The following is a 26,390-nucleotide window of genomic DNA, read 5'->3' as shown; positions in this document are numbered from 1 at the left end:
CCCTAAGCCCTGCCCCCGCTGCTGTGCGCGATGCACGCCACGTCGATCCGGTCGGCCAGCTTCGCCAGTTCGATGGTGAGTGCGGCGACCGTGTCCTCGTCGAGCCGGTCGTCGCCGGACTCCACGAGATGCAGCCACCGGCCGCCCACCGTGCGCAGCAATTTGCTCACGTCCGCCGCGGAGACCTGCAAGGTACCGCGGTGGTCGACGATCAGAGGCAGAGTCACTTCGCGGTTCACAGACCGGATCGTAGCCGCGTGAGCGTCACGCACCGTGCCAAACCGTGGTGATGTTGCAGAACTCGCGGATTCCGTGCCCGGACAGCTCACGCCCGTACCCGGACCGCTTGACCCCGCCGAACGGGAACGCCGGATGGGACGCCGTCATCCCGTTCACGAAGACGCCGCCCGCCTCCAGATCGCGCACGAAGCGGTCGACCTCGGTCCCGTCACGCGTCCAGACATTGGAACTCAGGCCGAACGGGGAGTCGTTGGCGATCAGCACCGCCTCGTCCAGATCCGCCGCCCGGTACAGCGTGGCGACCGGGCCGAAGGCCTCCTCCCGGTGGACGCGCATGTCGCGGGTGATCCCGGCCAGGACGGTCGGCGGGTAGTACCAGCCGGGCCCGTCCGGGAGTTCACCGCCGCACAGCACACGGGCTCCGGACCGTACGGCGTCCTCGACCAGCTCCGCCAGATCCTTTCGGCCCTGCTCGCTGGAGAGGGGGCCGACGTCCGTCGCCTCGTCCATGGGGTCGCCGGTCCTCAGCGCCCGCATGCCCCGGGTGAAGCGCTCGGCGAAGGCGTCGTAGACGTCGGTGTGCACGATGAAGCGCTTGGCGGCGATGCAGGACTGCCCGTTGTTCTGCACCCGCGCGGTGACCGCGACCTCGGCGGCCCGGTCCAGGTCGGCGGACGGCATCACGACGAACGGGTCGCTGCCGCCCAGTTCCAGCACCGTCTTCTTGATCATCTCTCCGGCGGTGGCGGCCACCGCGCGTCCGGCGGGCTCACTGCCGGTGAGGGTGGCCGCCCTGACGCGTTCGTCCCGCAGGATCGCGTCGACGGCGGCGGAGCCGATGAGCAGGGTCTGGAAGCAGCCTTCGGGGAAGCCCGCCCGGTGGAACAGGTCCTCCAGGTACAGGGCGGTCTGCGGCACGTTCGAGGCGTGCTTGAGCAGGCCCACGTTGCCGGCCATCAGCGCGGGCGCGGCGAACCGTACGACCTGCCACAGGGGGAAGTTCCACGGCATCACGGCGAGCACCGGACCGAGCGGCCGGTAACGCACCAGAGCCCGGGAGCCGCCGGAGTCCTTCACGTCGGACGCGTCGGGCTCCTCGTCGGCGAGAAGGCCCGCGGCGTGGTCGGCGTACCAGCGCATCGCCTTGGCGCACTTGGCGGCCTCCGCGCGTGCCTGCCCGACCGGCTTGCCCATCTCGGTGGTCATCACCTCGGCGATGCTGTGCCGGTCCTCGTCGAGGAGCTCGGCGGCCCGGTGCAGCAGGCGGGCGCGTTCCCCGAACGTCGTCGTCCGGTACGTGCGGAACGTGGCCCTTGCGAGCCGGAGCCGGCGCTCGGTCTCCTCCTCGCCCATGGCCTCGTACGTCCTGAGCGTCTCGCCGTTCGCCGGATTCACCGTTGCGATGGGCATGGCTGGCCTCCCTGGGGACGGGGCGTTCATGTCGACCCTCCCGCGCGGCGGTGGGCGTCGCAACGCGGGAGCGTTCCTCGGGGCGAGTGCTCCGCCAAGCGGTCGAGAAACGCGACCTGGGCGGAGACGACCAGCGCCCGCGCCCGGTCCGGGGAGAGCCACTCCGCCCGGTCCAGCTGCGGGAACTCCCGCATCCGCCCCGATCCCGGCGGCCACTCCGTCCGGAAGGTGCCGGGCACGACGGCCGCCGGGTCGAGGTCGCCCTCGACCGCCCAGGCCGTGACGTTCTTGCCCCCGGCTGCCGGACCTCGCCGAGCGGCACGGCCTTTCCGTCGGGCGGCGGCAGCCCCAGCTCCTCACGGAACTCCCGGCGCGCCGCGGCCCAGGCCGTCTCACCGGTGTCGTACTCGCCCTTCGGCACGGTCCACGCGCCGGCGTCCCGGCGGGCGAAGAACGGGCCGCCCACATGACCGGGCAACACCTCGAGCCCGTGATCGGTGTGCCGGAACACCAGCAGGCCGGCGCTCCGGGCGCCGGTCACGGCAGCAGCCCGGGGTGCGCGGCGAGCAGGGACTCCACGGTGTCCGCCTCGTCCGGCCGCTTGTCCCCGCGGTAGCGGACCACCCGCGCGAAGCGGAGGGTGACGCCGGCCGGGTAGCGGGTGGAGCGCTGGAGGCCGTCGTAGGCGATCTCCACGACGAGCTCCGGGCGTACGGTGACGACGTACGCGTTCGCGTCGCCTCCGCCGGTGTCGACGGCCAGTTCGCGCAGCCGGTCGGTCTGCCAGGTCAGCATGGCGTCGGTCATTCCCTTGAAGGTCTTGCCGAGCATCACGAAGCCGCCCTCGGCGGTGCGGGCGCCCAGGTGCAGGTTGGACAGCCTGCCGGTACGGCGGCCATGCCCCCACTCGGCCGCCAGCACCACCAGGTCGAGCGTGTGCACGGGCTTGACCTTCAGCCAGGCCGCGCCGCGCCGCCCGGCGCTGTAGGGGGCGCCGAGTCCCTTGACCACGACGCCCTCGTGACCGCGCGCCAGCGTGTCGGCGAGGAAGTCCTCCGCCGCCGGTACGTCCCCGGGGCCGGACACTCTGGTGCCCCGTACCCGCATGGCCTGCGGCACCAGCCGGGCCAGCTCCGCGTGCCGCTCGGCGAAGGGAAGATCCAGCAGCTCACGGCCGTCGACGGACAGCGCGTCGAAGAAGACGGCGGCGACGGGCAGGTCCCGGGCGGCGGTGGCCACGTCCGACCGGGAACCGACCCGCCCGGCGGTCTCCTGGAACGTACGGGGACGCAGCCGCTCGTCGAACGAGACGACCTCGCCGTCCAGGATGAACCGTTCGCCCGGCAACGCCCGTGCCGCCGCCGCCACTTCGGGCAGCCGGTCGGTGATGTCGTCCAGGGTGCGGGTGTGCACGCGCACCGTGTCGCCGTCGCGGTGCACCTGGACGCGGATGCCGTCCAGCTTCTCCTCGACCGCCGCCGCCCCCAGCTTCTCCACCGCCTCGGCGACCGAGGAGGCGCTGTGCGCCAGCATCGGCAGCACCGGGCGCCCCACGGTGAGACGGAACCGCTCCAGCGCCTCGGGGCCGTCCGCGAGCAGTGCCCCGGCCACCGTCTGCAGCGAGCCCGCCAGCATCACCGCCCGCCGCACACCCGCCGGCGGTGCCCCGGTCGCCCGCGCCAGCCCCTCCACGGCGACCGCGTCCAGAGCCCCCTGCCGGACCTCGCCGGTGAGCAGGCCCAGCAGGAACCGCTGTTCCTCCTCGGTCGCCGCGCCCAGCAGCTCCCCGACCAGCAGGGCACGCGCGGCCTGAGAACCGGGCCCGGACACCTCGGCGAGCCGGCCGAGCCGGGCGTCGACCGCGCGCACCGTCAGGGTCGGCCGGCCCGCCGGGGCGACCGGCCGGCTCAGCGTCCTCCGGCCCACGCCGATCCGGCCCTGCGGCAGCCGGCCCGCCAGATACGGGATGACGACGGGCGCGTCGTCCGGCTCCGCGTCCCGGAACAGCTCGGCGAGCAGCTCGACCTTCCGGGACCGCGCCGAGGCGGCGGCGACCTCCTGCGACACACGGGCCAGCCGGGACAGCAGCATGCAGCCATGGTGCTACGGAGCCCGGCGCTCCACACCCGGGCCGCCTCGGACCACCAGCCGCGGATCACCCGGTCGTCGCGGTGTCCAGGTCCGTCATCAGCAGATCCCCGACGATCGCGGCCGCCGCGCGGTATCCGCCGCTCGCCGCGTGGACGACCTGCTCGGCGAAGCCGACCGCGTTGCCCGCCGCCCAGACACCCGGCACGGAGGTCAGCCCCGTCGGGTCCACCACCGGGTACGCGCCGAACGGGGTTTCGGACAGCTCGGCGCCGAGCCGCTCCAGCAGGCTCGTCCGCGGCACGGGACGTGGCCCGACGTACAGTACGGAGCGGGCGTGCACGGAGCCGTCGGCGAGGCGGACGCCGGTGAGCCGGTCGTCCTCGGCCACCAGCCCCGCGACCTCGCCGGGCACCACGTCGACGCCGGCCGCGGCCAGCCGGCGCAGGTCCTGGTCGGACAGTTCCTCCTCGGCGACCGTGTGCAGGAAGAAGACGACGTCCTTGGACCACCGGGACACCATCAGCGCCTGGTGCACACTCATGGCGCTCGACGCGAGCACCCCGAACGGCTGGTCGCGGACCTCCCAGCCGTGGCAGAACGGGCAGTGCAGCACGTCCCGCCCGAACCGTTCGGCGACACCGGGGACCGCGGGCAGCTCGTCCTTCAGTCCGGTGGCGACGATCAGGCGCCGCGCGCGGACGGTCCGGCCACCGTCCAGCAGTGCGGTGAAGTCCGCGGTGCCGGTGCCGGTGTCGTTCCGGGTCACGTCCGTCACCCGGCCCGCGAGCAGTTCGACGCCGTAACCCGCGACCTCCTCGCGGCCGGCTGCCAGGAACGCCGCCGGTGACATCCCGTCCCGCGACAGATAGCCCTGCATGTGGGACGAGGGCGCGTTGCGCGGCTCGCCCGCGTCGACGACCAGGGCCCGCAGCCGGGCCCGGCCGAGCACCAGCGCGGCGGACAGCCCGGCCGCACCTCCTCCGACGACCACCACGTCGTAGCCGGTGCCGTCCCTTTCTCCGGTCCCGTGCGCGAATCCGTCGCGGGGCTTCCCGCTCTTCTCGGTCATGCTGACCACCTCCACGTCGACCGTCGCCCGAGTACTGCAGGATTGACAAATGTCTTTGCCGAACCTGCAATATCCGTATGACCACCGACGACGTCCTCGCGGATGTGGGCCCCCGGCTGCGGCGGATCAGGAAGGAGCGGGAGGTGACGCTCGCCGCGCTGTCCGAGGCGACCGGCATCTCCGTGAGCACCCTCTCGCGGCTCGAGTCCGGACTGCGCAAACCCAGCCTCGAACTCCTGCTGCCGATCGCGCAGGCCCATCAGGTGCCGCTGGACGAACTGGTCGGCGCGCCGCCGGTCGGCGATCCGCGCATCCGTGCCAAGCCGTTCCAGCAGGGTGGCCGCACCCACTGGCCGCTCACCCGCCAGCCCGGCGGACTCCAGGCGTACAAGGTGCTCGAACCGCAGCGCGCGTTCGAGCCCGAACCCCGTACACACGAGGGCTACGAGTGGCTGTACGTGCTGTCCGGCAAGCTGCGCCTCGTGCTGGGCGAGCACGACGTGGTGCTGACGGCGGGGGAGGCCGCCGAGTTCGACACGCGCGTGCCGCACGCCTTCGGGTCGACGGGGGAGGGGCCGGTGGAGTTCCTCAGCCTGTTCGGCCCGCAGGGGGAGCGGATGCACGTACGGGCACGTCCCAAGCGGTCCTGACGGACGAGGCGCCCCCTGGCAGGCGCAGGTGCGGGAGGCCGTGATGTGCGAGACGGTTCCCCGGAAGGCAAGCGACCGCTTAGTATGCAGTGGACCCGGTCAGGCGAACACGACGTTCACAGTCCCGTGGAGGCTCCGCATGCAGGCATGGCAGGTGCACGAGATCGGCGAGCCGGGCGAGGTGATGCGCCTCGCGGACGTGGAGCGGCCGGCACCCGGTGAGGGCCAGGTCCTGCTGAAGGTGCGCGCCGCGAACATCAACTTCCCGGACGCACTGATGTGCCGGGGCCGGTACCAGGTCAGGCCGCCGCTGCCGTTCACCCCGGGCGTGGAGATCTGCGGCGAGACCGAGGACGGGCGCCGGGTGCTCGCCAGTCCCGCGCTGCCGTACGGCGGCTTCGCCGAGTACGCCGTCGCGGACGCCGCCGGACTGCGCTCCGCGCCGGACGCGCTGGACGACGCCGAGGCCGCGGCCCTCCACATCGGCTACCAGACCGGCTGGTTCGGGCTGCACCGGCGGGCCGGTCTCGAGGCCGGCGAGACCCTGCTCGTGCACGCCGCCGCGGGAGGCGTCGGCAGCGCGGCCGTGCAGCTCGGCAAGGCCGCCGGCGCCACCGTCATCGGCGTGGTCGGCGGAGCCGCCAAGGTGTCCGTCGCCCGCGAGCTGGGATGCGACGTGGTGATCGACCGGCGCGAGCAGGACGTCATCGCCGCGGTGAAGGAGGCCACCGGCGGCCGCGGCGCCGATGTGGTCTACGACCCGGTCGGCGGGGACGCCTACACCCAGTCCACCAAGGTCGTCGCGTTCGAGGGCCGGATCGTGGTCGTCGGCTTCGCGAGCGGCACGATTCCCGGCGCGGCGCTGAACCACGCCCTGGTGAAGAACTACTCGATCCTCGGCCTGCACTGGGGCCTCTACAACACCAGGAACCCGGAACTCGTCCAGCACTGCCACGAACAGCTCCTGGAGCTGGCCGCCCGGGGTGTCGTCAAACCACTGGTGAGTGAGCGCGTGCCGCTGTCCGGCGCCGCCGACGCCGTGCAGCGGGTCGCGGACGGCGTCACCACCGGACGCGTCGCCGTGCTGCCCGCAGCGAAGAACGGAGCCGCCGCATGACCGACGCAGCCGGACTGAGGCGGCGCACCCAGGAGCTGCTGTCCGCACAGCCGCCCGCCACCACCAGCCGCCTCGACTTCCTGCGCGCCCGCTTCGACGCGGGACTCGCCTGGGTGCACTACCCCGAAGGGCTCGGCGGGCTCGGCGCCCCCCGGTCCCTCCAGGCCGTCGTGGACGCCGAGCTGGAGGCCGCGGGGGCGCCCGACAACGACCCGCGGCGCATCGGCATCGGCCTCGGCATGGCCGCACCGACGATCCTGCGGTTCGGCACGGAGCAGCAGCAGCGCCGCTACCTGCGGCCGCTGTGGACCGGCGAGGAGGTCTGGTGCCAGCTGTTCAGCGAGCCGGGCGCCGGATCGGACCTGGCCGCCCTCGGCACCCGCGCGGTCCGCGTGGACGGGGACGGCTGGGTGGTCGACGGGCAGAAGGTGTGGACCTCCAGCGCCCATGCCGCCCGCTGGGCCATCCTGATCGCCCGTACCGACCCGGACGTGCCCAAGCACCGGGGCATCACCTACTTCGTCTGCGACATGACCGACCCCGGAGTCGAGGTGCGGCCGCTGCGCCAGATCACCGGTGAGGCCGAGTTCAACGAGGTCTTCCTCACCGGTGTCCGCATCCCCGACTCCTGCCGGCTCGGCGAGGTCGGTGACGGCTGGCGGGTCGCGCAGACCACCCTCAACAACGAGCGCGTGGCCATCGGCGGCATGCGGCTGCCCCGTGAGGGCGGCATGATCGGCCCGGTCGCGAGGACCTGGCGCGAACGTCCCGAACTGCGCACCCACGATCTGCACCAGCGCCTGCTGGGGCTCTGGGTGGAGGCAGAGGTCGCCCGGCTCGCCGGCGAACGCCTGCGCCAGCAGCTGGTCGCCGGCCAGCCCGGCCCGGAGGGCGCCGGGATGAAACTCGGCTTCGCCCGCCTCAACCAGCAGATCAGCGGCCTGGAAGTGGAATTCCTCGGAGCAGAGGGCCTGTTGTACGACGACTGGACCATGCGCCGGCCCGAACTGGTCGACTTCACCGGCCGTGGGGCCGGCTACCGCTACCTCCGCTCCAAGGGCAACAGCATCGAGGGCGGGACCAGCGAGGTCCTGCTGAACATCGTCGCCGAGCGCGTCCTGGGTCTTCCGGCCGAGCCGCGTACCGACAAGGACGTCGCCTGGAAGGAGCTGGCCCGATGAGTACGACGAGCCCGACGAGGACCGGCCCGGTGAGTCCGGCGGATGGGGAGAGCGCACAGCCCGCTCTCCTGTACTCGGAGGAGGAAGAGGCGCTGCGCGCCGCCGTCCGGGACCTGCTCACCGACCACTGCGACGCGGCCCGGGTGATCTCCCGCACCGAGTCGGACACCCCGCACGACCTGTCCCTGTGGAAGGCGCTCGCCGACGGCATGGGCCTCGCCGGGCTGCTGGTGCCCGAGGACCGCGGTGGTCAGGGCGCCACGCACCGGGAGGCCGCGGTCGTCCTGGAGGAGCTGGGCCGGGCCGTCGCCCCCGTGCCCTATCTGACCAGCGCCGTCGTGGCCACCGATGCGCTGCTGGCCTGTGCCGACGGGGGCGAGGTGCTCGCCTCGCTGGCGTCCGCGCGCAGGATCGGCGCCCTCGCCGTCCCTCTGCACACCACCCCCGGCGCGCCCTTTCCCGTCGCCCGCGCGGCGGACGGCGCCCTGCACGGCGAGCTGGCAGGTATCGCGGACGCGGACGCGGCCGATGTGCTGCTCGTACCGGCGGACGACGGTGGGCTGTACGCCGTCGGGGCGGACGCCGCCGGCGTCACCGTCACCCGGCAGACGTCCCTGGATCTGACCCGCCCCCTCGCCCGTGTCGTCCTGGACGGCGCCCCGGGACAGCGGGTCGGCGCCGCCGGACCTGCTGTGCGGCGGGCTCTGAGCACGGGCGCCGGGCTGCTGGCCTCGGAACAACTCGGGCTCGCAGAATGGTCGTTGACGGAGACCGTCCGCTACCTGAAGGACCGCAGGCAGTTCAACCGGCCGGTGGGTGGCTTCCAGGCGCTCAAGCACCGGCTCGCCCAGCTGTGGCTCGAGGTCGTCAGCCTCCGCGCTGCGGCCCGCAACGCGGCGGCCGCGCTGAGCGCCGGCGCGGCGGCAGCGGGTGAGGACGCCGATGCGGCCGTCGCCGTCGCCGTCGCGCAGGCCTATGCGGGCCAGGTCGCGGTCCACGCCGCCGAGGAGGCACTGCAACTGCACGGCGGCATCGGGATGACCTGGGAGCATCCGGTCCACCTGTACCTGAAGCGGGCCAAGGCCGATTCGATCGCCTACGGTACGGCGGGCGCCCACCGCGAGGCACTGGCCGAACTCGTGGACCTGCGAGCGCCCTGACGCAGCCTCACCCACCCGGTCGTACCACCGGACCCCACGGGGGAGCCCGCCCTCAGGCGCGGTCTCCCCCGTGCGTCTGCGCGTCCGTGCGCCTGTACGCGCGTGCGTCTGTGCGTCCGGCGGTTCCCGGAGGTGAACGGTCGACGGCGGATCGGCCAACTTGCTTCACAGCGCTGCTCCCCGGACCCGCGGGGACCTCATACTCCAGAGGTCCCCGTACGCCGTTCCAGGGAGGCGGAGCATGGCCCTCACCACCCGTCGCAGAGCCCTCACCACCCTCGGCGCCGCCCTCGCGGCCTCGATCGCTCTGCCGGCCACCCAGGCGCTGGCCGGTGAACACGGTTACCGGCCGCGGCCGTTGTGGCGGGCCCACGCCCACAACGACTACGAGCACCCGCGTCCCCTCATCGACGCCCTCGACCACCGTTTCGGCAGCGTCGAGGCCGACATCCACCTCGTGGGCGACCAACTCCTGGTCGCCCACGACCCCGAGGACCTCGACCCGTCCCGCACCCTCGAGTCCCTCTACCTCGACCCCCTCGCCGCCCGCGTGCGGGCCCACCACGGGACGGTGTACCGAGGGCACCGCACGCCGCTCCAGCTGCTCATCGACATCAAGACCGAGGGTGCGTCCACCTACCTCGAGCTCCACCGCCACCTTTGGCGGTACCGGCACCTGTTCACCACCTGCGCGGGCGGCCGGGTGCTGCCCGGACCGGTCACCGCCGTCGTCTCGGGCCACCGTGCCGCCCGCGCGCCCATGGAGGCCCAGCGGGTGCGGCACGCCTTCTACGACGGCCGGCTGACCGACCTCGGCGGCCCGGCCCGCTCCTCCCTGATTCCGCTGATCAGCGACAACTGGGCGCTCAACTTCTCCTGGCGGGGCGTCGGCGCCTTCCCCGACGCCGAGCGCCGCAAGCTGCACGACATCGTGGGCACCGCGCACGCGCGCGGCCGGACGGTACGGTTCTGGGCCACCCCCGACCTGCCGGGCCCCGCCCGGGACGCCCTGTGGGGCGAACTGGTCGCCGCGGACGTCGACCACCTCAACACCGACGACCTCGCAGGACTGGAATCCTTCCTCGACGCGTACCGCCCGCGGTAGGACGCCTGCCTCCCGCGCCGGGACGCGTACCGGCCGCGGTACGTCGTGGACACCACACGTTCGGAGGACAGGCCGGTCGCCCGGACGAACCCTCCGCTACGCCACACTTGCGGCCGAACGCCGCGAAGCGGACGTGGCGGAGGAGGTTGACGATGGCCGTTTCCATCTCTGTGGTGCTGCTGCTCACGATCCTGGCGGTGATCTTCCTGCGCAACGGAGGGCTGAAGCCCTCCCACGGGATCGTCTGCCTGTTGCTCGGGTTCTGTCTGGCCGGCTCGGACATCGCCCCCGCCATCCACAGCGGCCTGACCGCGACGGCGGACATCGTCAGCGGTCTGCGGCCGTGAGGCCGGGCGCCGCGGACGAGTGGGGCCCTTGACCCGCTCCGTCAAGGAGCGGGCGTCCTCTCAGCGTTCGGTCACCGGGTCGCGCGGCAGCACCGTGACCCGGTGGAAGTTGCATCCGGTGGCCGCCGGCAGGGGGGAGGGCGGCGGGGTGGCCTGGTGGGCCTTGAGGGCGACGCTCACCAGGGTCAGCAGCAGGTCGATGTCGGTCTCGCAGTCCAGATGCACCGTCACCCAGTTCGACCCCGGTACCAGCTGGATCGCGGTCGAGGCGCTGAGGTCGTAGCGGAAGCGCTGGATGGCGCGGCGGGTGAGGTGGAGGTCGACGTCCCGTCCCGAGTGGAAGTGGACGACCTCGTCCCGGACGGAACGGAGAGCCTGTCCGGTACCGCATCCTGCCGTGCAGGCGGTGAGGTCGGGCCAGGCCCGAAGTCGCTCCATGGCTCGCTGCGCCGGTGTCATGGCCTCATAGTGACTCGCTCACCGTGCAGTAACCAGTAGTTGGGCGTTTCGTAATCGATCAGTGAGACGACGCATCTCTCACGTACGATCACATCATGACAGACAGCCACCTCGTGGCGGTGCGCGGAGTCTCCGTTCTCACGGGTGACAACGACGGAACGGAACTGGGCGGTGGTCGGACCGCTCTCGATCCGATCGGTGCTGCCCTGGGGTGTCAGGCGGACACGGTGGCGGTCCCGGTCGGGCGAGTGGCGGACGACTTCTTCTCCCTGCGCTCGGGCATCGCCGGCGAGGCGGCGCAGAAGTTCGTCACCCACCGTCTCCGCCCGGCGGTCATCGGCGACATCGCCTTCCGCGTGGCCGGCAGTGATGCCCTGCGCGACGTCGTGCGCGAGGCGAACCGCGGCCACCAGCTCTGGTTCGTCCCCGACCGCGCGGAACTCGAGGAGCGGCTGGGGTGAGGACGGGCCCAAGGGCCGGGTGAGGACACCGCCCGGAGGCCCTCCGGGCTCTCCTCGGGGCCGGTCACGGGGGGCATGCGGGGCATCAGGCACACTTTGCGTGTCGTAGTCCGCCCCGACGAAGGAAGACCCACCCATGATCACGCTCACGAAGGAAGACGGCCCGGCAGACCTGGACGGAGTGACCCACCTGTCCATCGGGGTCTCCTGGGACCCGACCGCCGGCAGCAGCGGCGGAGTGCTGGGCAAACTGCGCCGCAAGACCGGCACGGACCTCGACCTGATCGCCGTCGCCCTGCAGGGCGGGGACCCGGTGCGCCTCGCGGGTCTCGACTCGCTCGACCCCCTGGGCAACGGCGCGTTGGTCCACAGCGGCGACAACCAGACCGGACACGGCGACGGGGACGACGAGACGGTCACCGTCGAGTTCGCCCGGGTCCCGCCCAACATCACGTCGATCGTGTTCGTCGCCGCCGCGTACAAGAAGGGCTCCTCCTTCCAGAAGGCGCGCAACATCAGCTTCAAGGTCTACGACGCGAGCGGGGGCAGCACGCAGCAGGTCGCCGACATCTGGCCGAGCCTGCTGACCCAGGACAACGGCTGCGCCGTGGCCAGGGCGATCCGGGTCGGTGGCACGTGGAAGCTCGAAGTGATCAACACCACCGGTAAGGTCAAGCAGGGCGACGAGCACGCCCTGATGCGCTTCGCTGTCGGCAACTAGCCGTCGGCGACCGACGGGGCGGTTCGGGCTCCGCCGGGCCCACCGCGTGGGCATGGGGGACGGGGGGTGTGGTGAGCAGGGTGCTCTACGGGGAGCAGTCGTGGAATCCGCTGGCGCGGACCGTGGAGCTTTCCGGGGACCGGCTGCGCAGGGGTGGCAGGAGCACGCCGTTGAGCGAGCTGAACCTCCACGCCATGGCCGAGGCGTTCCAGCGAGGCAACTGGCTCGGCGGCGGCGGCGGGGCGGAGCGCCCGCTGGCGTGGCTGCCGGCCGGGGCCGGGGCGGTCCCGGTGACCCGCGTCACCGGCACGAGCACGCCGGTGAAGGTACGGCGGGCCGCGGAGTTCGCCCGCACGCTGGGGGAACTGGCGGTCCGGCAGTGCGGCGGGCCCGACCGGGTGGCCGCCCTCGCGGCCCGGGCCCGCGCCGAGGGCGTGCCGCTGTGGATCGCGCGGCGGACCGCGGCGGGGCCCGCCGGACCGGTCACCGTCGCCGTGGACCGCCGGCTGGTGCGCGTGGACGTGTGGGGACCGGGTGCTCCCGTCGTACGGATCAGGGCGCCGCGCGGCTTCGACCCTGACAGCTTCGAACCGTCCAGGGGCCTGCGCCTGACCGTCGGCGAGGTTGCCGCGGAAGCCGTTCTCACGAAGAGGCTGCGCAAGTCCAAGCGGTCCGTGGAGGTGGGGCTGCCCGACCGGCGCTGGGTACTGCGGCGGGAGAACGCGGAGAGCTCGTGGCTGCTGCGCGACGAACGGCCGGTCGCCCTCCTCAGGCGTCCCCCGAGTCGGCCGGTGCCGGAGCGGGACACGGTGCTGCTGCCGCTGGCCCCTGTGCGGTACGAGGGCCCCGACCCGCTGGACGCCGTCATGGCGCAGGTCTTCGCCGTCGCCTTCGGGATCGGGGACACCACGGGGTCGGCGCGGTTCCGGTCGGGCCGGCGCCCGGTCGGCAGCGACGAGCCGCTCGTCGCCGACGACGAGTGGTGGGGCCGTCCCTGGTTCAGCAACCTCGGCCGAGGGAGGGACGACAACGAGCCCGGAGGCGGCGACGGCTGGGGCTCGGACGGCGGCGACAGCGGGGGGAGCGACGGCGGGGGCGGGGACGGTGGAGGCGGCGGTGGGGGCGGGGACTGACCAGGGCCCGCGGCGAGCGTGACGCCTGCCGTGCGACGCCCGGCAGGCACTCCCGACGCACCGCCCGGAAGCCCGGGTACGCCCGCCCGGTACGAGGGCTTCCGGACGGCACGCCGGGAGCACGCTTCCCCGAGCTCTCGGCTTCGCCGAGCAGAGATGGCCCCATGACGCCGCGCGGCCGCCCTCCGGGCGACGACGCCACCTGCGCCACAGGCCCTGGGCGCACTGACCCGCGGCAACCACCTTCCACGGTGGCTTGAACGGCACCGTGCGCACAGGGGCTGACTCAGGCCCGTTCGGTGGCGGACGCGGGGTCGTCCAGGACGCCCCGGATCACCGAGTGCGCCGCGCCCAGGAGGGGGCCCTCCGGGCCCAGGGCCGACACCGAGACGGGGCAGGCCGGGCCCGCCGTGCGCCGGGCCAGCTCGGAACGGAGCGAGGGCAGCAGCCAGGGGGCGAGCCCGGACAGCGCGCCGCCCAGGACGACACTCTCGGGGTCCAGGAGATTGACCGCCCCGGTCAGCGCGATGCCCAGCGCCGTTCCCGCGTCGTGCAGGGCACGTCGTACGGCGGGGTCGCCCTGCTCGGCGCGGCCCGCGAGCAGGCCCACGCGGTCCTCGCCGGGCTCCAGGCCGGCGGCGCGCAGCACGGCCTCCTCGCCGGCGTACTGCTCCAGACAGCCACGGCCGCCGCACGCGCACTCCGGGCCGTCCGGCCAAACCGGCACATGACCCAGCTCGCCGGCGAAGCCCCGCTTTCCGAGCAGTAGTTGCCCGTCCACGACCACCGCGGCGCCGATGCCGATCTCGGCCGACACATGGAGGAAGTCGCGCGGGGTCTCCTCGCCGAGCCAGAGCTCGGCCAGCGCGCCGCAGTCGGCCTCGTTGGCCACGGTCAGCGGGAACCGTGCCGGGAGCAGGGCGCCGAGGTCGGTGTCGTGCCAGCCGAGGTTCGGCGCGCGGACGACGGTCCGCGCGTCGCGTGCCACCAGGCCCGGTACGGCCACGGTCAGCCCGGCCGGCCACAGGCCCTCGTCCTCGATCGTGGCGACGACCCGGAGCAGCAGCGCGGTCAGCTCCCCGATCACCGCCCGGGGGGCACGACCGCGGTTCGGGACGTGCCGCACGGCCCGCGTCCGGACCTCCCCACGCAGGTCGACCGCGCAGACCGCGAGATGGTCGACGCCGATCTCGGCGCCGATCCCGGACGGCCCGCGCCCGCTGACGGCGAGGGCCGAGCCCGGCCGGCCCACGCGTCCGGGCCGTTCGGGGCCCAGCTCCTCCAGCAGGCCCCAGCGGATCAGCTCGTCGACCAGGGTGGACACCGCCGCCCTGGTCAGGCCGATGCGCGAGGCGACGGCAGCCCGGGACAGGGGTCCCTGGGCGCTGACGGTGTGCATCACCCGTGAGAGGTTGCGGCGGCGCATGCCCTGCTGGGTGTCGGGCAGCGCGCGCTCCGGACCGGCCGAGGGCAGTACCCGCCCCGGAGCGGCCGGTCGGGCCTCGTGCAGCGGTGCGCTCATGCCTCCGTCAGTCCTCGGTCGGTCAGGGGAGCGCTCGGTCGTTCCCGGTCGGTGGTGAGGGGGGCCCGGTCCGGTCCTGGATCGGACCGGGCCGTCAGGCGGTGTCCGTGCCGCGCTCCAGGAGGGGGGCCGCGTCGGAGAGTACCCCGGCGATCCTGGCCAGTGTCTCCTCGTCCCGCTCCACCGCCTCCAGTACCGGTCCCGCCGCCGTGTCCCAGCGGCGGGCGACCGCGGCCGGATCCTCGCCGGTGAGCAGACCGGCCGCCTGTGCCGCCGCTCCCAGCGCGACCAGCTCCCGTGCCTCGGGCACCTGCACGGGCCGCCCCGACAGCCGCCGTACGGTCCGCTGCCAGGCGGTGCCCCGCGCACCGCCGCCGATCAGGAGCAGGGGAGCCGACGGGTCCGCGTCCTCGTCGGCCACGCGGTCCAGCGCGCCCAGCAGTGAGTGCACGGCGCCGTCGTAGGCGGCCTGGAGCACCTGGCCGCCGGTCGTGTCGTGGCGCAGCCCGTGCAGCAGCCCGGACGCGTTCGGCAGGTTCGGGGTGCGCTCGCCGTCCAGGAAGGGCAGGAGTGTGACGCCGTCGCCCGGCTCGACGGCCTCGCGGTCCAGGCCCAGCAGCGTCGCGACCCGGTCCACGGCGAGCGTGCAGTTGAGCGTGCAGGCGAGCGGCAGCCAGTCGCCGCGCGCGTCGGCGAAGCCCGCCACGATGCCGGTCGGGTCGGCGGGCCGCCGCCGCGACACGGCGTACACCGTGCCGGAGGTGCCGAGGCTCATCACCGGCGTGCCGGGCCGTACGCCGAGGCCCAGTGCGGCGGCCGCGTTGTCCCCGGTGCCGCACGCCACCAGGGTGCCCTTGGAGAACGGCAGCTCATGGCCTTCCCGCACGGTCCCGGCCACCTCGCCGGGGTGTACGACACGGGGCAGCAGCGCCTGGTCCAGCCCCACGTGCGCGAGGATCTCCTCGTCGTACGCCTCGCTCCCGGAGGCCCACCAGCCGGTGCCGGAGGCGTCGCCGCGGTCGGTCGTGCCCTGCCCGGTGAGCCGCTCGGTCAGATAGTCGTGGGGGAGCCGGACGGCCCTGGTGGCACGGACCGCCTCCGGCTCGTGCTCCGCCAGCCAGGCCCACTTGGTGACCGTGAAGGAGGCGGCCGGCACGCTTCCGGTGCGCTCGGCCCAGAACTTCGCGCCGCCCAGTTCCTCGGTCAGCCGGTGGGTCTGGGGCGCGGAGCGCACGTCGTTCCACAACAGTGCCGGGCGCACCGGCTCGCCCCGCGCGTCCAGGGTGACCAGCCCGTGCTGCTGGCCGCCGATCGACACCGCGGCGGCCTCGTGCGCGGCCTGGCCGCACTGGCGCAGCGCCTGGGTCAGGGCGTCCCACCACTGACGCGGATCGCTCTCCCGGCCGGCCCCCGAGGTCACCGTGTGCGGTGCCTGGCCGCTCGCCACGACCCGTCCGGTGGCCACGTCGACGACGAGCGCCTTGGTGGACTGGGTGGACGTGTCCACGCCGACGACGAGCGGACCCTCGGCTGCTGACATCGATTTCTCCCTCTAACGCGGCTCGGCGGGCTGACCATCTTCCCAGAGATGCTGCTGCATACTAATTTGTAAATCGCCATGACGAAATAGTCTCAGTGAGCAAGGAGCCGCGGCATGAACTACCAGCCCACCCCCGAGGACAGGTTCACCTTCGGCCTGTGGACCGTCGGCTGGCAGGGACGGGATCCGTTCGGTGACGCCACCCGACGCGCCCTCGACCCGGTCGAATCGGTGCAGCGCCTGTCCGAGCTGGGCGCCCACGGCGTCACCTTCCACGACGACGACCTGATCCCCTTCGGCTCGAGCGACAGCGAGCGCGAGGGCCACATCAAGCGGTTCCGGCAGGCGCTGGACTCCACCGGCATGAAGGTGCCGATGGCGACGACCAACCTGTTCACCCACCCGGTGTTCAAGGACGGCGCCTTCACCGCCAACGACCGCGACGTGCGCCGCTACGCACTGCGCAAGACCATCCGCAACATCGACCTCGCGGTCGAGCTCGGTGCCGAGGTGTACGTGGCCTGGGGCGGCCGCGAGGGCGCCGAGTCCGGTGCCGCCAAGGACGTACGGGTCGCCCTGGAGCGCATGAAGGAGGCCTTCGACCTGCTCGGCGAGTACGTCACCTCCCAGGGCTACGACATCCGCTTCGCCATCGAGCCCAAGCCGAACGAGCCGCGCGGCGACATCCTGCTGCCGACCGTCGGCCACGCCCTGGCGTTCATCGAGCGCCTGGAGCGGCCCGAGCTGTACGGCGTCAACCCCGAGGTCGGCCACGAGCAGATGGCCGGGCTGAACTTCCCGCACGGCATCGCGCAGGCGCTGTGGGCGGGCAAGCTGTTCCACATCGACCTCAACGGCCAGTCCGGCATCAAGTACGACCAGGACCTCCGGTTCGGCGCCGGTGACCTGCGCGCCGCGTTCTGGCTGGTGGACCTGCTGGAATCGGCCGGCTACAGCGGCCCGAAGCACTTCGACTTCAAGCCGCCGCGGACCGAGGACCTCGACGGTGTGTGGGCCTCGGCGGCCGGCTGCATGCGCAACTACCTGATCCTCAAGGACCGCGCGGCCGCCTTCCGTTCCGACCCCGAGGTGCAGGAGGCGCTGCGCGCGGCCCGCCTGGACCAGCTGGCCGAGCCCACGGCGGCCGACGGCCTCCGGTCGCTGCTCGGCGACCGTTCCGCCTTCGAGGACTTCGACGCCGACACGGCCGCCGCACGCGGCATGGGCTTCGAGCGTCTCGACCAGCTGGCGATGGACCACCTGCTGGGCGCCCGGGGCTGAGTCCCCGGGGCGCTGCCTCACCGCGCGGTGCCGGACGGAGACCGTCCGGCACCGCGCGGGGACCGGGCGACGCCGATGTCCGACGCCGGCTCCGAAGCCGCGGTCCGAGGTCCGGCTCCGTGCCGGATTCCGTGCGGGATGCTCGCACAGGGGGGCCTCCGAGGCGACCATGGCCGGTATGGCCACGCCACCGGTACCGCCCCAGCCACCCGGCCCGCCGGGTGCCACGCCGCCTCCGGGCGGCGGCTTCGGACCCCCCTCGTACGGCGGCGCACCGCCACCCCAGGGGCCCCCTCCGCCGACGGGCCCGCCCGACGACGGGGACGGCCCGGGGCGCGGCCCCGGCGGACGCCGGAGTCTCCTGCTCATCGTGCTCGCGACGATCGTGGCCGTGGTGGCCGCCGGCGTGATCGGGCTGATGGTGTCGGGAGACGACGGGTCGCCGGACGACCAGCCCACCGGGAACAGCACCGACGGCTCGCCGGAGCCTTCCCCGGGCATCCCGTCCGGACTCCCCAGTGGCCTGGAGAGCCTGCTGCCGTCCGGATTCCCCACCGAACTGCCCTCGGACTTCCCCACCGAACTGCCCTCGGACTTCCCGAGTGAGCTGCCCAGCGGTCCGGAGAGCCTGCTGCCGACCGACCTGCCGGATCTGCCCACCGAACTTCCGAGCAACGTACCCGGCAACCTGCCGAGCGGCCTCGAATCGCTCCCGCCGTCCCTGGGCGAGGCCGCGCTGCGCTGAACCGGGCGGAAACGCGAGGGCGTACGGGGCCGGCGGGGCGGCTCTTCGGGAGGCCTACGTCCCGAAGAGCCGCCCCGCACGCGTCCCCGCGCCCGCCCCGGTCTGCGTACCCGGCTCCGTCGAATCCTCCGCGTCCGCCGTGGCCAGGGCCGTCGCCGGGTCCTGGGCGGCGGCTCCGGCCGGGACCCAGCGTCCGCGCTCCTTGCGGTACGGCCACCAGCGGCCGTCGCGCCCGAGACGCAGCTGGATCCGGCCGCCGTCGAGGGTCCAGCGGTTGGCGCGGACCCGGAACGCCGGCCGCTCGGCTTCGCCGCTCTCGGCCCAGGCCGACTGCAGGGCGGCACGCGCGCGTGCGAAGGCCCCGGCGTCCACCGCCCACTCCTCGTCGAGCACGGCCAGCGCCGCCGTCCCGCCCTGGTGCCAGGCCCGTACCGCCACCGCCAGCCCTTCCCGGCCACGGCCCGAACCATCGGCGAGCCGGTCCGTCACGGCGCGCGGAGGCTCACCGGCGGCCAGCCGCACCGCGTCCCGCGCCACCGTCGGCTCCGGCGCCACCGGCTGCTGCTCGTGCCCGTCCCCGAGCGCCTCCGCCAGCAGACGGCGGGCCTGCGCGGCCGTCCGCGAGGCGAGGAACTCCAGGGCGGCCGGGTCGACCCCGGCGACGGGAGGCCCGTCCGTGTCCAGCGACGGCGGCACCCCCGGCTCCGGGGGAAGCGGGGCGACGCCGGGCAGCGCAGGCCGGATGCCCCCGGCCGCGAACGCCTCGGCCGCATCCACGCCCTCCGGCCGGGGCCGCTTTCCGGAGGCGGATGCGGACGACGGCCCGCCACGGGACTGGAGCGCGTCCAGCAGGGCGCGTTCACCGCGCCCCCGGACCAGGAGCAGGACGAACGGGTCCTGGTCCAGCAGCCGGGCCACCTGGTAGCAGAGCGCCGCCGTGTGACCGCAGTGGTCCCACGCCCCGCAGCCGCACTCCGGTTCCAGATCGCCCGGGCCGGGCAACAGGTCGATCCCGGCCGGCTCCGCGTCCTCCACCAGATGCGGCGGCACCTCCCGGTCGAGCAGCGCCGCCACATGCCCGGCCCGCTCGACGGCCATGTCCAGGAAGCGGTCCCACTGTTCGCCGGACAGTTCCTGCAACAGCACGTCCGCGCGGTGGGCCGTGCGGTCACGGCCCTGCACGACGGCCGTGATCCGCCCCGGTCGTACGGACACGGCACCGACCGCTCCCGCGCGGGCGAGCCGGCGGCCCGCCGTGAGCTGCTGGGCGTCCAGCGCCGTGCCCTCCAGCGCCGTCAGCCAGGCCCGGCCCCACCACGTCTGCGCGAAACCACGCCCCCGCGCGGGAGGCAGCGCGGCGAACGTCCGCTCCACGCCGGCCCCACCGTCGACCCCTTTCCCGCCGGTTTCGTCCGGGCCGGTCCCGTCCGCCCGGGCTCCCTCGGGCTCGTGCCAGTCGTCGGCGTCTTCCACGTCGGCTCCGTCACCGTCGTCGTACCGGGTCATCGCGGCCCCCCTCGCAGTGCCACCAGATCCGCCAGTTCCGCGTCCGTCAGCTCCGTGAGCGCCGCCTCGCCGGAGCCGAGCACCGCGTCCGCCAGCTCGCTCTTGCGGACCAGCAGTTCGGCGATGCGGTCCTCGATCGTGCCCTCGGCGATCAGCCGGTGCACCTGCACCGGGCGGGTCTGCCCGATCCGGTACGCGCGGTCCGTGGCCTGCGCCTCCACCGCGGGGTTCCACCAGCGGTCGTAGTGCACGACATGCTCGGCACGGGTGAGGTTCAGCCCCGTGCCCGCCGCCTTGAGCGACAGCAGGAAGACCGGGACCTCGCCGTCCTGGAAGCGCCGCACCATCGTCTCGCGCTCGGCGACCGGTGCGCCGCCGTGCAGGAACTGCGAGGGCACACCCCGCCCGGCGAGGTGCCGCTCCAGCAGCCGAGCCATCCGCACGTACTGTGTGAAGACCAGCACACAGGCCCGTTCGGCGAGCGCGGTGTCGAGGAGTTCGTCGAGCAGTTCGAGCTTCCCGGACCGTCCCGCGATCACCGGACGCTCCTCCTTCAGGAACTGTGCCGGGTGGTTGCAGATCTGCTTCAGCCCGGTCAGCAGCCTCACGATCATTCCCCGCCGCGCCATGCCGCCGGGCCCGAAGACGTCGGAGGTGCCGGAGATCTCGGCCAGGGCCTCACGTACCACGGCCTCGTACAGCGTCGTCTGCTCCTGCGTGAGCGGCACCGCGTGGTCGGTCTCCGTCTTCGGCGGCAGTTCGGGCGCGATACCCGGGTCGGCCTTGCGGCGGCGCAGCAGGAACGGCCTCACCAGCCGGGCCAGCCGCTCCGCCGCGGCAGGGTCCTGTCCGCCCTCCACGGCGTCCGCGTACCGTCGGCGGAAGGTCCCGAGCCGGCCCAGCAGGCCGGGCGTCGTCCAGTCGAGGACGGCCCACAGCTCCGACAGGTTGTTCTCCACCGGAGTGCCGGTGAGCGCCACGCGCGCGCGTGCGCCGATGGACCGCAGCTGCCGGGCCGTCGCCGAGTACGGGTTCTTCACGTGCTGCGCCTCGTCGGCGACGACCATCCCCCAGGACGCCTCGGCGAGCCGGGAGGCGTCCAGACGCATGGTGCCGTACGTGGTGAGCACGAACTCGCCGTCGGCCGGATCCGCCAGCGAGCGGCGCGCCCCGTGGAACCGGCGCACCGGGGTGCCGGGCGCGAACCGCTCGATCTCCCGCTGCCAGTTGCCCATCAGGGAGGTCGGGCAGACCACGAGGGTGGGCCCGGCGGACGCGGGGTCGGACTGCCGGTGCAGATGCAGGGCGATCAGGGTGATCGTCTTGCCGAGCCCCATGTCGTCGGCGAGACAGCAGCCCAGTCCCACGGACGTCATGTGGGCCAGCCAGTTCAGCCCGCGCCGCTGGTAGTCCCGCAGGGTGGCGGCGAGGGCCGCGGGCTGCGGGACGGGCTCCTGGGACCCGGGGTCCGCGAGCCGGTCCCGCAGGGTCGCCAGCCAGCCGGTGGGCCTTGCCTCGAACCTGCGGCCGTCCACCTCCACCGAGCCGGTCAGGGCCGCCCCGAGCGCGTCGACAGGTGTGACCTCGTGGTCCTGGCGTGCGCGGGCGCGGGCCGCCTCCTGAGGGTCGATCAGCACCCACTGGTCACGCAGCCGCACGACGGGCCGCTTGCTCTCCGCGAGCCGGTCCAGCTCCGCGCGGGTGAGTGTCCGGTCGCCCAGGGCGAACGACCAGTCGAAGGCGAGCAGCGCGTCGGCCGACAGGAAGGACGGTTGCCGGGAGGCGCCCTCGAAGCCTGCCCGGGAGGGTGACCGCTCCCCGTCGGCGGGACCGATCTCCGCGCGGGTGGTCAGTCCGCGGGTCAGCTCCTTGGGCCAGTGCACGTCGACGCCCGCGGCCGCGAGCGCCCTCGCGCCCTCGCCGAGGAGTTCGGTGACCTCTTCGTCGGCGAGTTCGACCGCGTCGGGCACCGTCGCCGACAGCAGGGGAGCGAGCGGGGGCCAGGCGCGGGCCGCCCGGCGCAGCGCGAGCAGTGTGCCCATCCGGGCCCGCGGTCCGAAGCCCTCGTCCGGTCCGGCCGGACCGGACGGACCGTGCCGGTCTTCTGCGGGCCCGGCCCACACGTCGGCGGCGTGTGCGACGAGCGCGGGACTGCTCACGGAGTGCACCTGGAGCACGGCCCGGAACGTGGCGTCGATGCTGTCGTCGGTGGGGTGGGCGGAGGGAGCGGCGTGGCCCGTGGCACCCGGCGCCTCCGGTGCGTCCCAGACCTTTGACGCGTCGGTGAGGCCGTACACCTCGATCCGCAGCGACAGGCGGACGCCCGCGTCGTGGCCCGCGGCGACGTCGGCGGCCCAGTCGCGCAGTTCGGGCAGATGCTGGGGCTCGGGCACGGTGTAGGCGGGGGAGCCGGTCACCAGGGGCGCGGCGGGGGAGCGGGGCAGGGTGTCGGCGACCGCGTCGAGGAAGGAGCGCAGCAGCCGTTCGGGGTCGGGCAGCCGCAGGGGCCCGGCGCCGTCCAGCGGCCGGGCGTGCGCCTCGGGCGGCATCGCGGCGGCGAGCCGGCGCACCGCCTCCACGTCCTCGGCGTCCAGCGGACCCGCGCGCCAGGCGTCGTGGCCGGCCGGGGACAGCCCCGGCAGCAGCAGACCGCGCGCCACCAGACGCAGTGCGTGCAGGGCGGCGGCCCCCCAGAACACGGGGGCGGGATGCCCGTCACCGCCGGCTCGTGCGCGCGTGAGGACGGGCAGGGCGGCACGCAACGGCAGCACGACCGCACGGACGCCCACCGCCGCCACACCCTCACCGCCGGGCACGACGACGGTCAGGTCCTCGACCTGTGCCGTGTCCACGGCAGGGGGATCCGCCCCGTCGGGCCGCCAGAAGGCCATGCGGCCGGTACGGGCGGGGTCACCGGGGACGAATACGGCGGAGCAGCGGGCCAGGCCGGCGTCCTGGGCGGGGGAGGAAGGCACGGGAGTCGTCTGCGCAGCGATCACGGAATCCTTGATTCATCAAACTTGACTAGTGGAGATGGGGTCACCGAGAGTACAACACGGCCGCAGCCGGCCGGGTATGCCTGGGACGTGAACTGGGACACCATGGACACGCGGTCGTGCTCCGCCCCGGCCGGCCTGCCGGCGGACCGGGGGTCCGGCGAGCCGACGACGGCCCTCCGGGGAAACCCTAGGGGTGAACCTCGGGGACGTCTCAGGGGTGCGGTCGGAACCGCCGGGAGCGCGGGGCCGTTTTCATGACAGAGAGCGGCAGTGGCCGCGAAGGAGGCGACACCATGTCGAAGAATGCCAAGATCGCCGCGGGAGGTGTGGCGGCCGGGCTCGTCCTGCTCATCTGGCTGCCCTGGTGGGCGGCGCTCCTGATCATCCTGGGAGTCCCGGCCGCCGCGTACCTTGCCCTGGACCCCTCGCAGCGGAGCAGGCTGCGCCGCGTTTCGCGCAAGGAGCTGGGCCGCTGAGACACAGGGGCCCGTCCCCAAGGGCCGGGCCCCTGCCGGGCGCTGCCACCCCGCCGCCGCCCCGGCACCGTCCGGGGCGCAGGAGTCGACCACGCCACCGTCCGCGGGCCTGCCGGTCGTCCGGCCCGCCGGCGGCCCGACGTCGTGCCCCCGGCGCGCACACCAATCCGGCCCCGAGCCCTTTGCCGCGACCCCGAACCCGTACCTGGGCCTGGACCTGTGGTTTTCCATCCCGGCCGGGGCGAATCTCCCCTCGATCGTTCACTCCCCGCCGCGTGGACCACGCGGCGGCACCCGGCCGACCAGGTCAGCCCTCCCGGACGGCCAATGCCAAAAACCGCGTGTCCTCGTCGATGCAGGACGTCATGCGCCAACCCGAACCAGCCAGCAGCGGACGGAGGTTGGGTTCCGCGCGGAGGTCGTCCGGCGTGATCGTGCGACCCTGGCGGGCGGCGAGCGCCGCCCTGCCGATCGGATGGAACAACGCGAGCACCCCGCCGGAACGCACCACCCGGGCCAGCTCCCTGAGATTCACGGCCGGGTGAGGCAGGTGCGCGATCAGACCCGCCGCGAACACGGCGTCGAGCGCCCCCGGACGCAACGGCAGTGCGGCGACATCCGTGAGCAGCAGCGTGGCGTCACGGTCCCGTCCCGCCCGCGCGGCCTCCCGCAGCATGGCCGGGGTCAGATCCGCCCCGAGGACCGTTCCGGAGGGCCCGACGGCCGCCCGCAGCGGGGGCAGGGCCCGCCCGGTGCCACAGCCGGCATCAAGGACCCGGTCGCCCTCGCCCAATCCGAGTGCGGCGACCGCGGCCGCGTAGCCGGGGCCGTCGTCGGGAAACCGGCGTTCCCAGTCGGCGGCGCGTGCGGTGAAGAACTCCTGGACGTGTGTGTGGTCGTCGCTCATGTCCGGCATGATCCCCCACCTGCCGGCCCGCACCCCAGTACCCCGCGGCGGCTCGCCCCCGTCCCTCGTGCCCCGCGCTCCGTACGCGATCACGCGCGCCACCGGGCCACCGGATCCGGCCACCGGCCCGGCGGTCGGCCCGGTGGTCAGTCCGCGACGTTCTTCTCCGCCAGGACCTTCTCGACGGTGACGCGGACGAGGAGTTCGCCCGGTACGCCGTTGCGCTCCCCGAACTCCTCGGCACGGTCCTCGCCCATGTACCGCGCGGCGATCCGGGTGGCCCAGCTCACCAGGTCCTCGCCGTCCCCGGAGATCCGCGCACGGCCCCGCAGCACCACGAAGGAGAACGGCGGCCGGTCGTCGTCCACGCACAGGGCGACCCGCCCGTCACGGGCCAGGTTGTGTCCCTTCACCGTCGCCTCGCCGGTGTTGAACACGATGTCGTCCCCGTCGAGCACGAACCAGACCGGTGCCACGTGCGGACTGCCGTCGGCGCACACGGTGGAAAGCTTGGCGGTCCGGGTTCCGTACGAGACGAACTCCCGCCATTCCTCGTCGGTCATCCTCTGTCCCATGGCTCCTATCCTCCTTGTCCGGCGCCCGGTCGTGGGGAAGGCTGGCGGAGGAATCTGCACGGGGCAGAGCAAGGGGGGATCCGCCGCATGGCGCAAAACCGGGGACTCGACTGGCTGCTGGACGACCTGACCCAGAGAGTCGAGGAGGTACGGCACGCACTGGTCCTGTCCAACGACGGACTGGTGACCGGGAGGAGCACGGGGCTGCGAGGCGAGGACGCGGAGTACTTGGCCGCCGTGTCGTCCGGACTGCACAGTCTGGCCAAGGGCTCCGGACAGCATTTCGGCGCGGGCGGGATGCGCCAGACGATGATCGAGTTCGACGACGCGGTGCTCTTCGTCACCGCGGCCGGTGCAGGCAGCTGCCTGTGCGTGCTCAGCGGGGCCGAGGCCGACATCGGCCGGATCGCGTACGAGATGACCCTGCTGGTCAACCGGGTCGGCGAACATCTGGACGTGGACGCCCGCCGGCCGGAACCCGAGGACTCCGTAGGCGACTGACCCGCATGTTCGTCGACCCCTGCGGAGTTGTCCACAGGCCTGTCACGAGGAGTCGCGAACCGGATACGGTTTCTCCGGGCGGCGCGCACGGCGTCGGCCCCCGCGAACACCGGCCGGCGCCCCGCCCGGCTTCCGCCACCATCCCGCACCGGCGGGGCCGACGCCCCGGGAGCCGGAGCGCCCACACGGGGTGTTCCGCGCCCCGCCCGCCCGGCGACGCGGCCGAAAACGAGGGCCGGGCGCCCGGCGGCTGCTTCCCGGTGGCTCGGGCGGCGGCTGCCCGCCGCCCTGCCGACCGGGGTGATCCGCCCGCGATCTACAGCGCCCGGAACAGTCCCTCCTGGACGACGGACACCAGCATCCGTCCCTCACGGTCGTAGATCCGGCCCCGGGCCAGACCGCGCCCGCCCACGGCGATCGGTGACTCCTGGTCGTACAGGAACCACTCGTCCGCGCGGAACGGACGGTGGAACCACATCGCGTGGTCGAGCGACGCCATGTCGAAGCCGCGCGGACCCCACAGGGGTTCCACCGGGAGCCGGACGGCGTCCAGCAGCGTCATGTCACTGGCGTAGGTGAGAGCGCAGGTGTGTACCAGCGGATCGTCGCCGAGCGGGCCCATCGCACGCATCCACACGGCGCTGCGCGGTTCGGCGTCCTTGACGTCGTCCGGGTCCCAGCGCAGCCGGTCCGCGTAGCGGATGTCGAAGGGCTGACGGCGGGCCATCCGCTCCAACTGCTCCGGCAGTTCGCCCAGATGCTCGCGGATCTCCTCCGTGACCGTCGGCAGCGACTCCGGATCCGGGACCTCGCGGGCCGGCGGCAGTTGGTGCTCGAAACTCCCCTGTTCAGGCTGGTGGAAGGAGGCGGTGAGAGTGAAGATCGTGCGGCCCTGCTGCACGGCGGTGACCCGGCGGGTCGTGAACGACCGGCCGTCCCGCACCCGTTCGACCTGGTACACGATCGGAACCCCGGGCCGGCCGGGGCGCAGGAAGTACGCGTGCAGCGAGTGCACGGGGCGGTCGCCCTCCGTGGTACGGCCCGCGGCGACGAGCGCCTGGCCGGCCACCTGGCCGCCGAAGACCCGCTGCAGCGACTCCTGCGGACTGCGGCCACGGAAAATGTTGACCTCGATCTGCTCCAGGTCGAGCAGGGCGACGAGGCTCTCGGTCGGGTTCGTCATGGGCACATTGC

The 26,390-nt window shown here is 73.7% G+C and carries 25 protein-coding genes and 1 pseudogene; 13 read left to right on the top strand and 13 right to left on the bottom strand.

Annotation, left to right across the window (positions count from 1 at the left end):
* Positions 1-2 precede the first annotated feature (2 nt).
* From TU30_RS14505 to TU30_RS14485, 5 genes and pseudogenes are all read right to left on the bottom strand, one after another.
* Positions 3-239: a DUF6213 family protein gene (locus TU30_RS14505; RefSeq protein WP_042169596.1), complete on the bottom strand. Its 237-nt coding sequence runs from the start codon at positions 237-239 to the stop codon at positions 3-5.
* A 25-nt stretch (positions 240-264) separates the two neighbouring features.
* Positions 265-1,650, bottom strand: coding sequence for an NADP-dependent succinic semialdehyde dehydrogenase (locus TU30_RS14500; RefSeq protein WP_042169594.1), 1,386 nt, complete (start codon positions 1,648-1,650; stop codon positions 265-267).
* A gap of 26 nt (positions 1,651-1,676) precedes the next feature.
* Positions 1,677-2,191, bottom strand: a pseudogene (locus tag TU30_RS14495) (NUDIX domain-containing protein).
* The gene (locus TU30_RS14490) at positions 2,188-3,741 is read right to left on the bottom strand and encodes an ATP-dependent DNA ligase (RefSeq protein ID WP_042169592.1); all 1,554 of its coding nucleotides are present in this window, start codon (positions 3,739-3,741) and stop codon (positions 2,188-2,190) included. Before TU30_RS14490 ends, TU30_RS14495 begins: the two are co-directional and overlap by 4 nt.
* A gap of 64 nt (positions 3,742-3,805) precedes the next feature.
* On the bottom strand, positions 3,806-4,825 hold the full coding sequence (locus TU30_RS14485) for an NAD(P)/FAD-dependent oxidoreductase (protein WP_042169590.1): 1,020 nt from the start codon (positions 4,823-4,825) through the stop codon (positions 3,806-3,808).
* 62 nt (positions 4,826-4,887) lie between these two features.
* Here TU30_RS14485 and TU30_RS14480 point away from each other — a divergent pair, with 62 nt between their 5' ends.
* From TU30_RS14480 to TU30_RS14455, 6 genes are all read left to right on the top strand, one after another.
* The gene (locus TU30_RS14480) at positions 4,888-5,460 is read left to right on the top strand and encodes a helix-turn-helix domain-containing protein (RefSeq protein ID WP_042169588.1); all 573 of its coding nucleotides are present in this window, start codon (positions 4,888-4,890) and stop codon (positions 5,458-5,460) included.
* A gap of 139 nt (positions 5,461-5,599) precedes the next feature.
* Positions 5,600-6,577: an NADPH:quinone oxidoreductase family protein gene (locus TU30_RS14475; RefSeq protein ID WP_042169585.1), complete on the top strand. Its 978-nt coding sequence runs from the start codon at positions 5,600-5,602 to the stop codon at positions 6,575-6,577.
* The gene (locus TU30_RS14470) at positions 6,574-7,758 is read left to right on the top strand and encodes an acyl-CoA dehydrogenase family protein (protein WP_042169582.1); all 1,185 of its coding nucleotides are present in this window, start codon (positions 6,574-6,576) and stop codon (positions 7,756-7,758) included. Before TU30_RS14475 ends, TU30_RS14470 begins: the two co-directional genes overlap by 4 nt.
* Positions 7,755-8,918, top strand: coding sequence for an acyl-CoA dehydrogenase family protein (locus TU30_RS14465; RefSeq protein ID WP_042169580.1), 1,164 nt, complete (start codon positions 7,755-7,757; stop codon positions 8,916-8,918). The genes TU30_RS14470 and TU30_RS14465 overlap by 4 nt, the downstream gene beginning before the upstream one ends.
* A 241-nt stretch (positions 8,919-9,159) precedes the next feature.
* On the top strand, positions 9,160-10,023 hold the full coding sequence (locus tag TU30_RS14460) for a phosphatidylinositol-specific phospholipase C/glycerophosphodiester phosphodiesterase family protein (RefSeq protein WP_042169578.1): 864 nt from the start codon (positions 9,160-9,162) through the stop codon (positions 10,021-10,023).
* 152 nt (positions 10,024-10,175) lie between these two features.
* The gene (locus tag TU30_RS14455) at positions 10,176-10,370 is read left to right on the top strand and encodes a hypothetical protein (RefSeq protein ID WP_042169576.1); all 195 of its coding nucleotides are present in this window, start codon (positions 10,176-10,178) and stop codon (positions 10,368-10,370) included.
* A gap of 60 nt (positions 10,371-10,430) precedes the next feature.
* Here the strand turns inward: TU30_RS14455 and TU30_RS14450 are convergent, their stop codons facing one another.
* Positions 10,431-10,829: a luciferase family protein gene (locus TU30_RS14450; RefSeq protein ID WP_042169574.1), complete on the bottom strand. Its 399-nt coding sequence runs from the start codon at positions 10,827-10,829 to the stop codon at positions 10,431-10,433.
* A gap of 95 nt (positions 10,830-10,924) precedes the next feature.
* Here TU30_RS14450 and TU30_RS14445 point away from each other — a divergent pair, with 95 nt between their 5' ends.
* From TU30_RS14445 to TU30_RS14435, 3 genes are all read left to right on the top strand, one after another.
* Positions 10,925-11,290 (top strand): DUF4180 domain-containing protein, encoded by a 366-nt coding sequence (locus TU30_RS14445; RefSeq protein ID WP_042169571.1) that lies wholly within the window; start codon positions 10,925-10,927, stop codon positions 11,288-11,290.
* A gap of 136 nt (positions 11,291-11,426) precedes the next feature.
* Positions 11,427-12,011: a TerD family protein gene (locus TU30_RS14440; RefSeq protein ID WP_042169569.1), complete on the top strand. Its 585-nt coding sequence runs from the start codon at positions 11,427-11,429 to the stop codon at positions 12,009-12,011.
* Positions 12,012-12,082: 71 nt separating this feature from the next.
* Complete coding sequence (locus TU30_RS14435; RefSeq protein WP_042169840.1) at positions 12,083-13,144, top strand: hypothetical protein; 1,062 nt, start codon at positions 12,083-12,085, stop codon at positions 13,142-13,144.
* 286 nt (positions 13,145-13,430) lie between these two features.
* Here the strand turns inward: TU30_RS14435 and TU30_RS14430 are convergent, their stop codons facing one another.
* Both TU30_RS14430 and xylB read right to left on the bottom strand, forming a co-directional pair.
* Positions 13,431-14,666 carry an ROK family transcriptional regulator gene (locus TU30_RS14430; RefSeq protein WP_042169568.1) on the bottom strand — a complete coding sequence of 412 codons (1,236 nt, stop codon included), beginning with the start codon at positions 14,664-14,666 and terminating at the stop codon, positions 13,431-13,433.
* 94 nt (positions 14,667-14,760) lie between these two features.
* Positions 14,761-16,206: a xylulokinase gene (xylB, locus tag TU30_RS14425; protein WP_042169566.1), complete on the bottom strand. Its 1,446-nt coding sequence runs from the start codon at positions 16,204-16,206 to the stop codon at positions 14,761-14,763.
* 114 nt (positions 16,207-16,320) lie between these two features.
* On the opposite strand from xylB, the gene xylA reads away from it, so the two are divergent.
* Positions 16,321-17,487 carry a xylose isomerase gene (gene xylA, locus TU30_RS14420; RefSeq protein WP_042169565.1) on the top strand — a complete coding sequence of 389 codons (1,167 nt, stop codon included), beginning with the start codon at positions 16,321-16,323 and terminating at the stop codon, positions 17,485-17,487.
* Positions 17,488-17,857: 370 nt separating this feature from the next.
* The gene (locus TU30_RS14415) at positions 17,858-18,232 is read left to right on the top strand and encodes a hypothetical protein (protein WP_063837636.1); all 375 of its coding nucleotides are present in this window, start codon (positions 17,858-17,860) and stop codon (positions 18,230-18,232) included.
* A 54-nt stretch (positions 18,233-18,286) separates the two neighbouring features.
* On the opposite strand, the gene TU30_RS14410 is transcribed toward TU30_RS14415, so the two are convergent.
* Both TU30_RS14410 and TU30_RS14405 read right to left on the bottom strand, forming a co-directional pair.
* The gene (locus TU30_RS14410) at positions 18,287-19,738 is read right to left on the bottom strand and encodes an SWF or SNF family helicase (protein ID WP_234307863.1); all 1,452 of its coding nucleotides are present in this window, start codon (positions 19,736-19,738) and stop codon (positions 18,287-18,289) included.
* Positions 19,735-22,629: a DEAD/DEAH box helicase gene (locus tag TU30_RS14405; RefSeq protein ID WP_234307868.1), complete on the bottom strand. Its 2,895-nt coding sequence runs from the start codon at positions 22,627-22,629 to the stop codon at positions 19,735-19,737. Before TU30_RS14405 ends, TU30_RS14410 begins: the two co-directional genes overlap by 4 nt.
* A gap of 401 nt (positions 22,630-23,030) precedes the next feature.
* On the opposite strand from TU30_RS14405, the gene TU30_RS14400 reads away from it, so the two are divergent.
* Complete coding sequence (locus TU30_RS14400; protein ID WP_042169563.1) at positions 23,031-23,213, top strand: hypothetical protein; 183 nt, start codon at positions 23,031-23,033, stop codon at positions 23,211-23,213.
* Positions 23,214-23,520: 307 nt separating this feature from the next.
* Here TU30_RS14400 and TU30_RS14395 read toward each other — a convergent pair whose 3' ends face one another.
* Complete coding sequence (locus TU30_RS14395) at positions 23,521-24,120, bottom strand: class I SAM-dependent methyltransferase (protein ID WP_042169833.1); 600 nt, start codon at positions 24,118-24,120, stop codon at positions 23,521-23,523.
* A gap of 146 nt (positions 24,121-24,266) precedes the next feature.
* Positions 24,267-24,695 carry a PPOX class F420-dependent oxidoreductase gene (locus TU30_RS14390; protein WP_042169562.1) on the bottom strand — a complete coding sequence of 143 codons (429 nt, stop codon included), beginning with the start codon at positions 24,693-24,695 and terminating at the stop codon, positions 24,267-24,269.
* Positions 24,696-24,782: 87 nt separating this feature from the next.
* Here TU30_RS14390 and TU30_RS14385 point away from each other — a divergent pair, with 87 nt between their 5' ends.
* Complete coding sequence (locus TU30_RS14385; RefSeq protein WP_042169560.1) at positions 24,783-25,196, top strand: roadblock/LC7 domain-containing protein; 414 nt, start codon at positions 24,783-24,785, stop codon at positions 25,194-25,196.
* Positions 25,197-25,512: 316 nt separating this feature from the next.
* On the opposite strand, the gene TU30_RS14380 is transcribed toward TU30_RS14385, so the two are convergent.
* Positions 25,513-26,379 carry an acyl-CoA thioesterase II gene (locus tag TU30_RS14380; protein ID WP_042169558.1) on the bottom strand — a complete coding sequence of 289 codons (867 nt, stop codon included), beginning with the start codon at positions 26,377-26,379 and terminating at the stop codon, positions 25,513-25,515.
* Between the last annotated feature and the right edge of the window lie 11 nt (positions 26,380-26,390).

It is taken from the genome of Streptomyces sp. NBRC 110035 (genome assembly GCF_000829695.1).
Taxonomy (GTDB): Bacteria; Actinomycetota; Actinomycetes; order Streptomycetales; family Streptomycetaceae; genus Streptomyces.
Note: the sequence above shows the minus strand (reverse complement) of the source record. Positions and strands in the feature narration are given on the sequence as shown.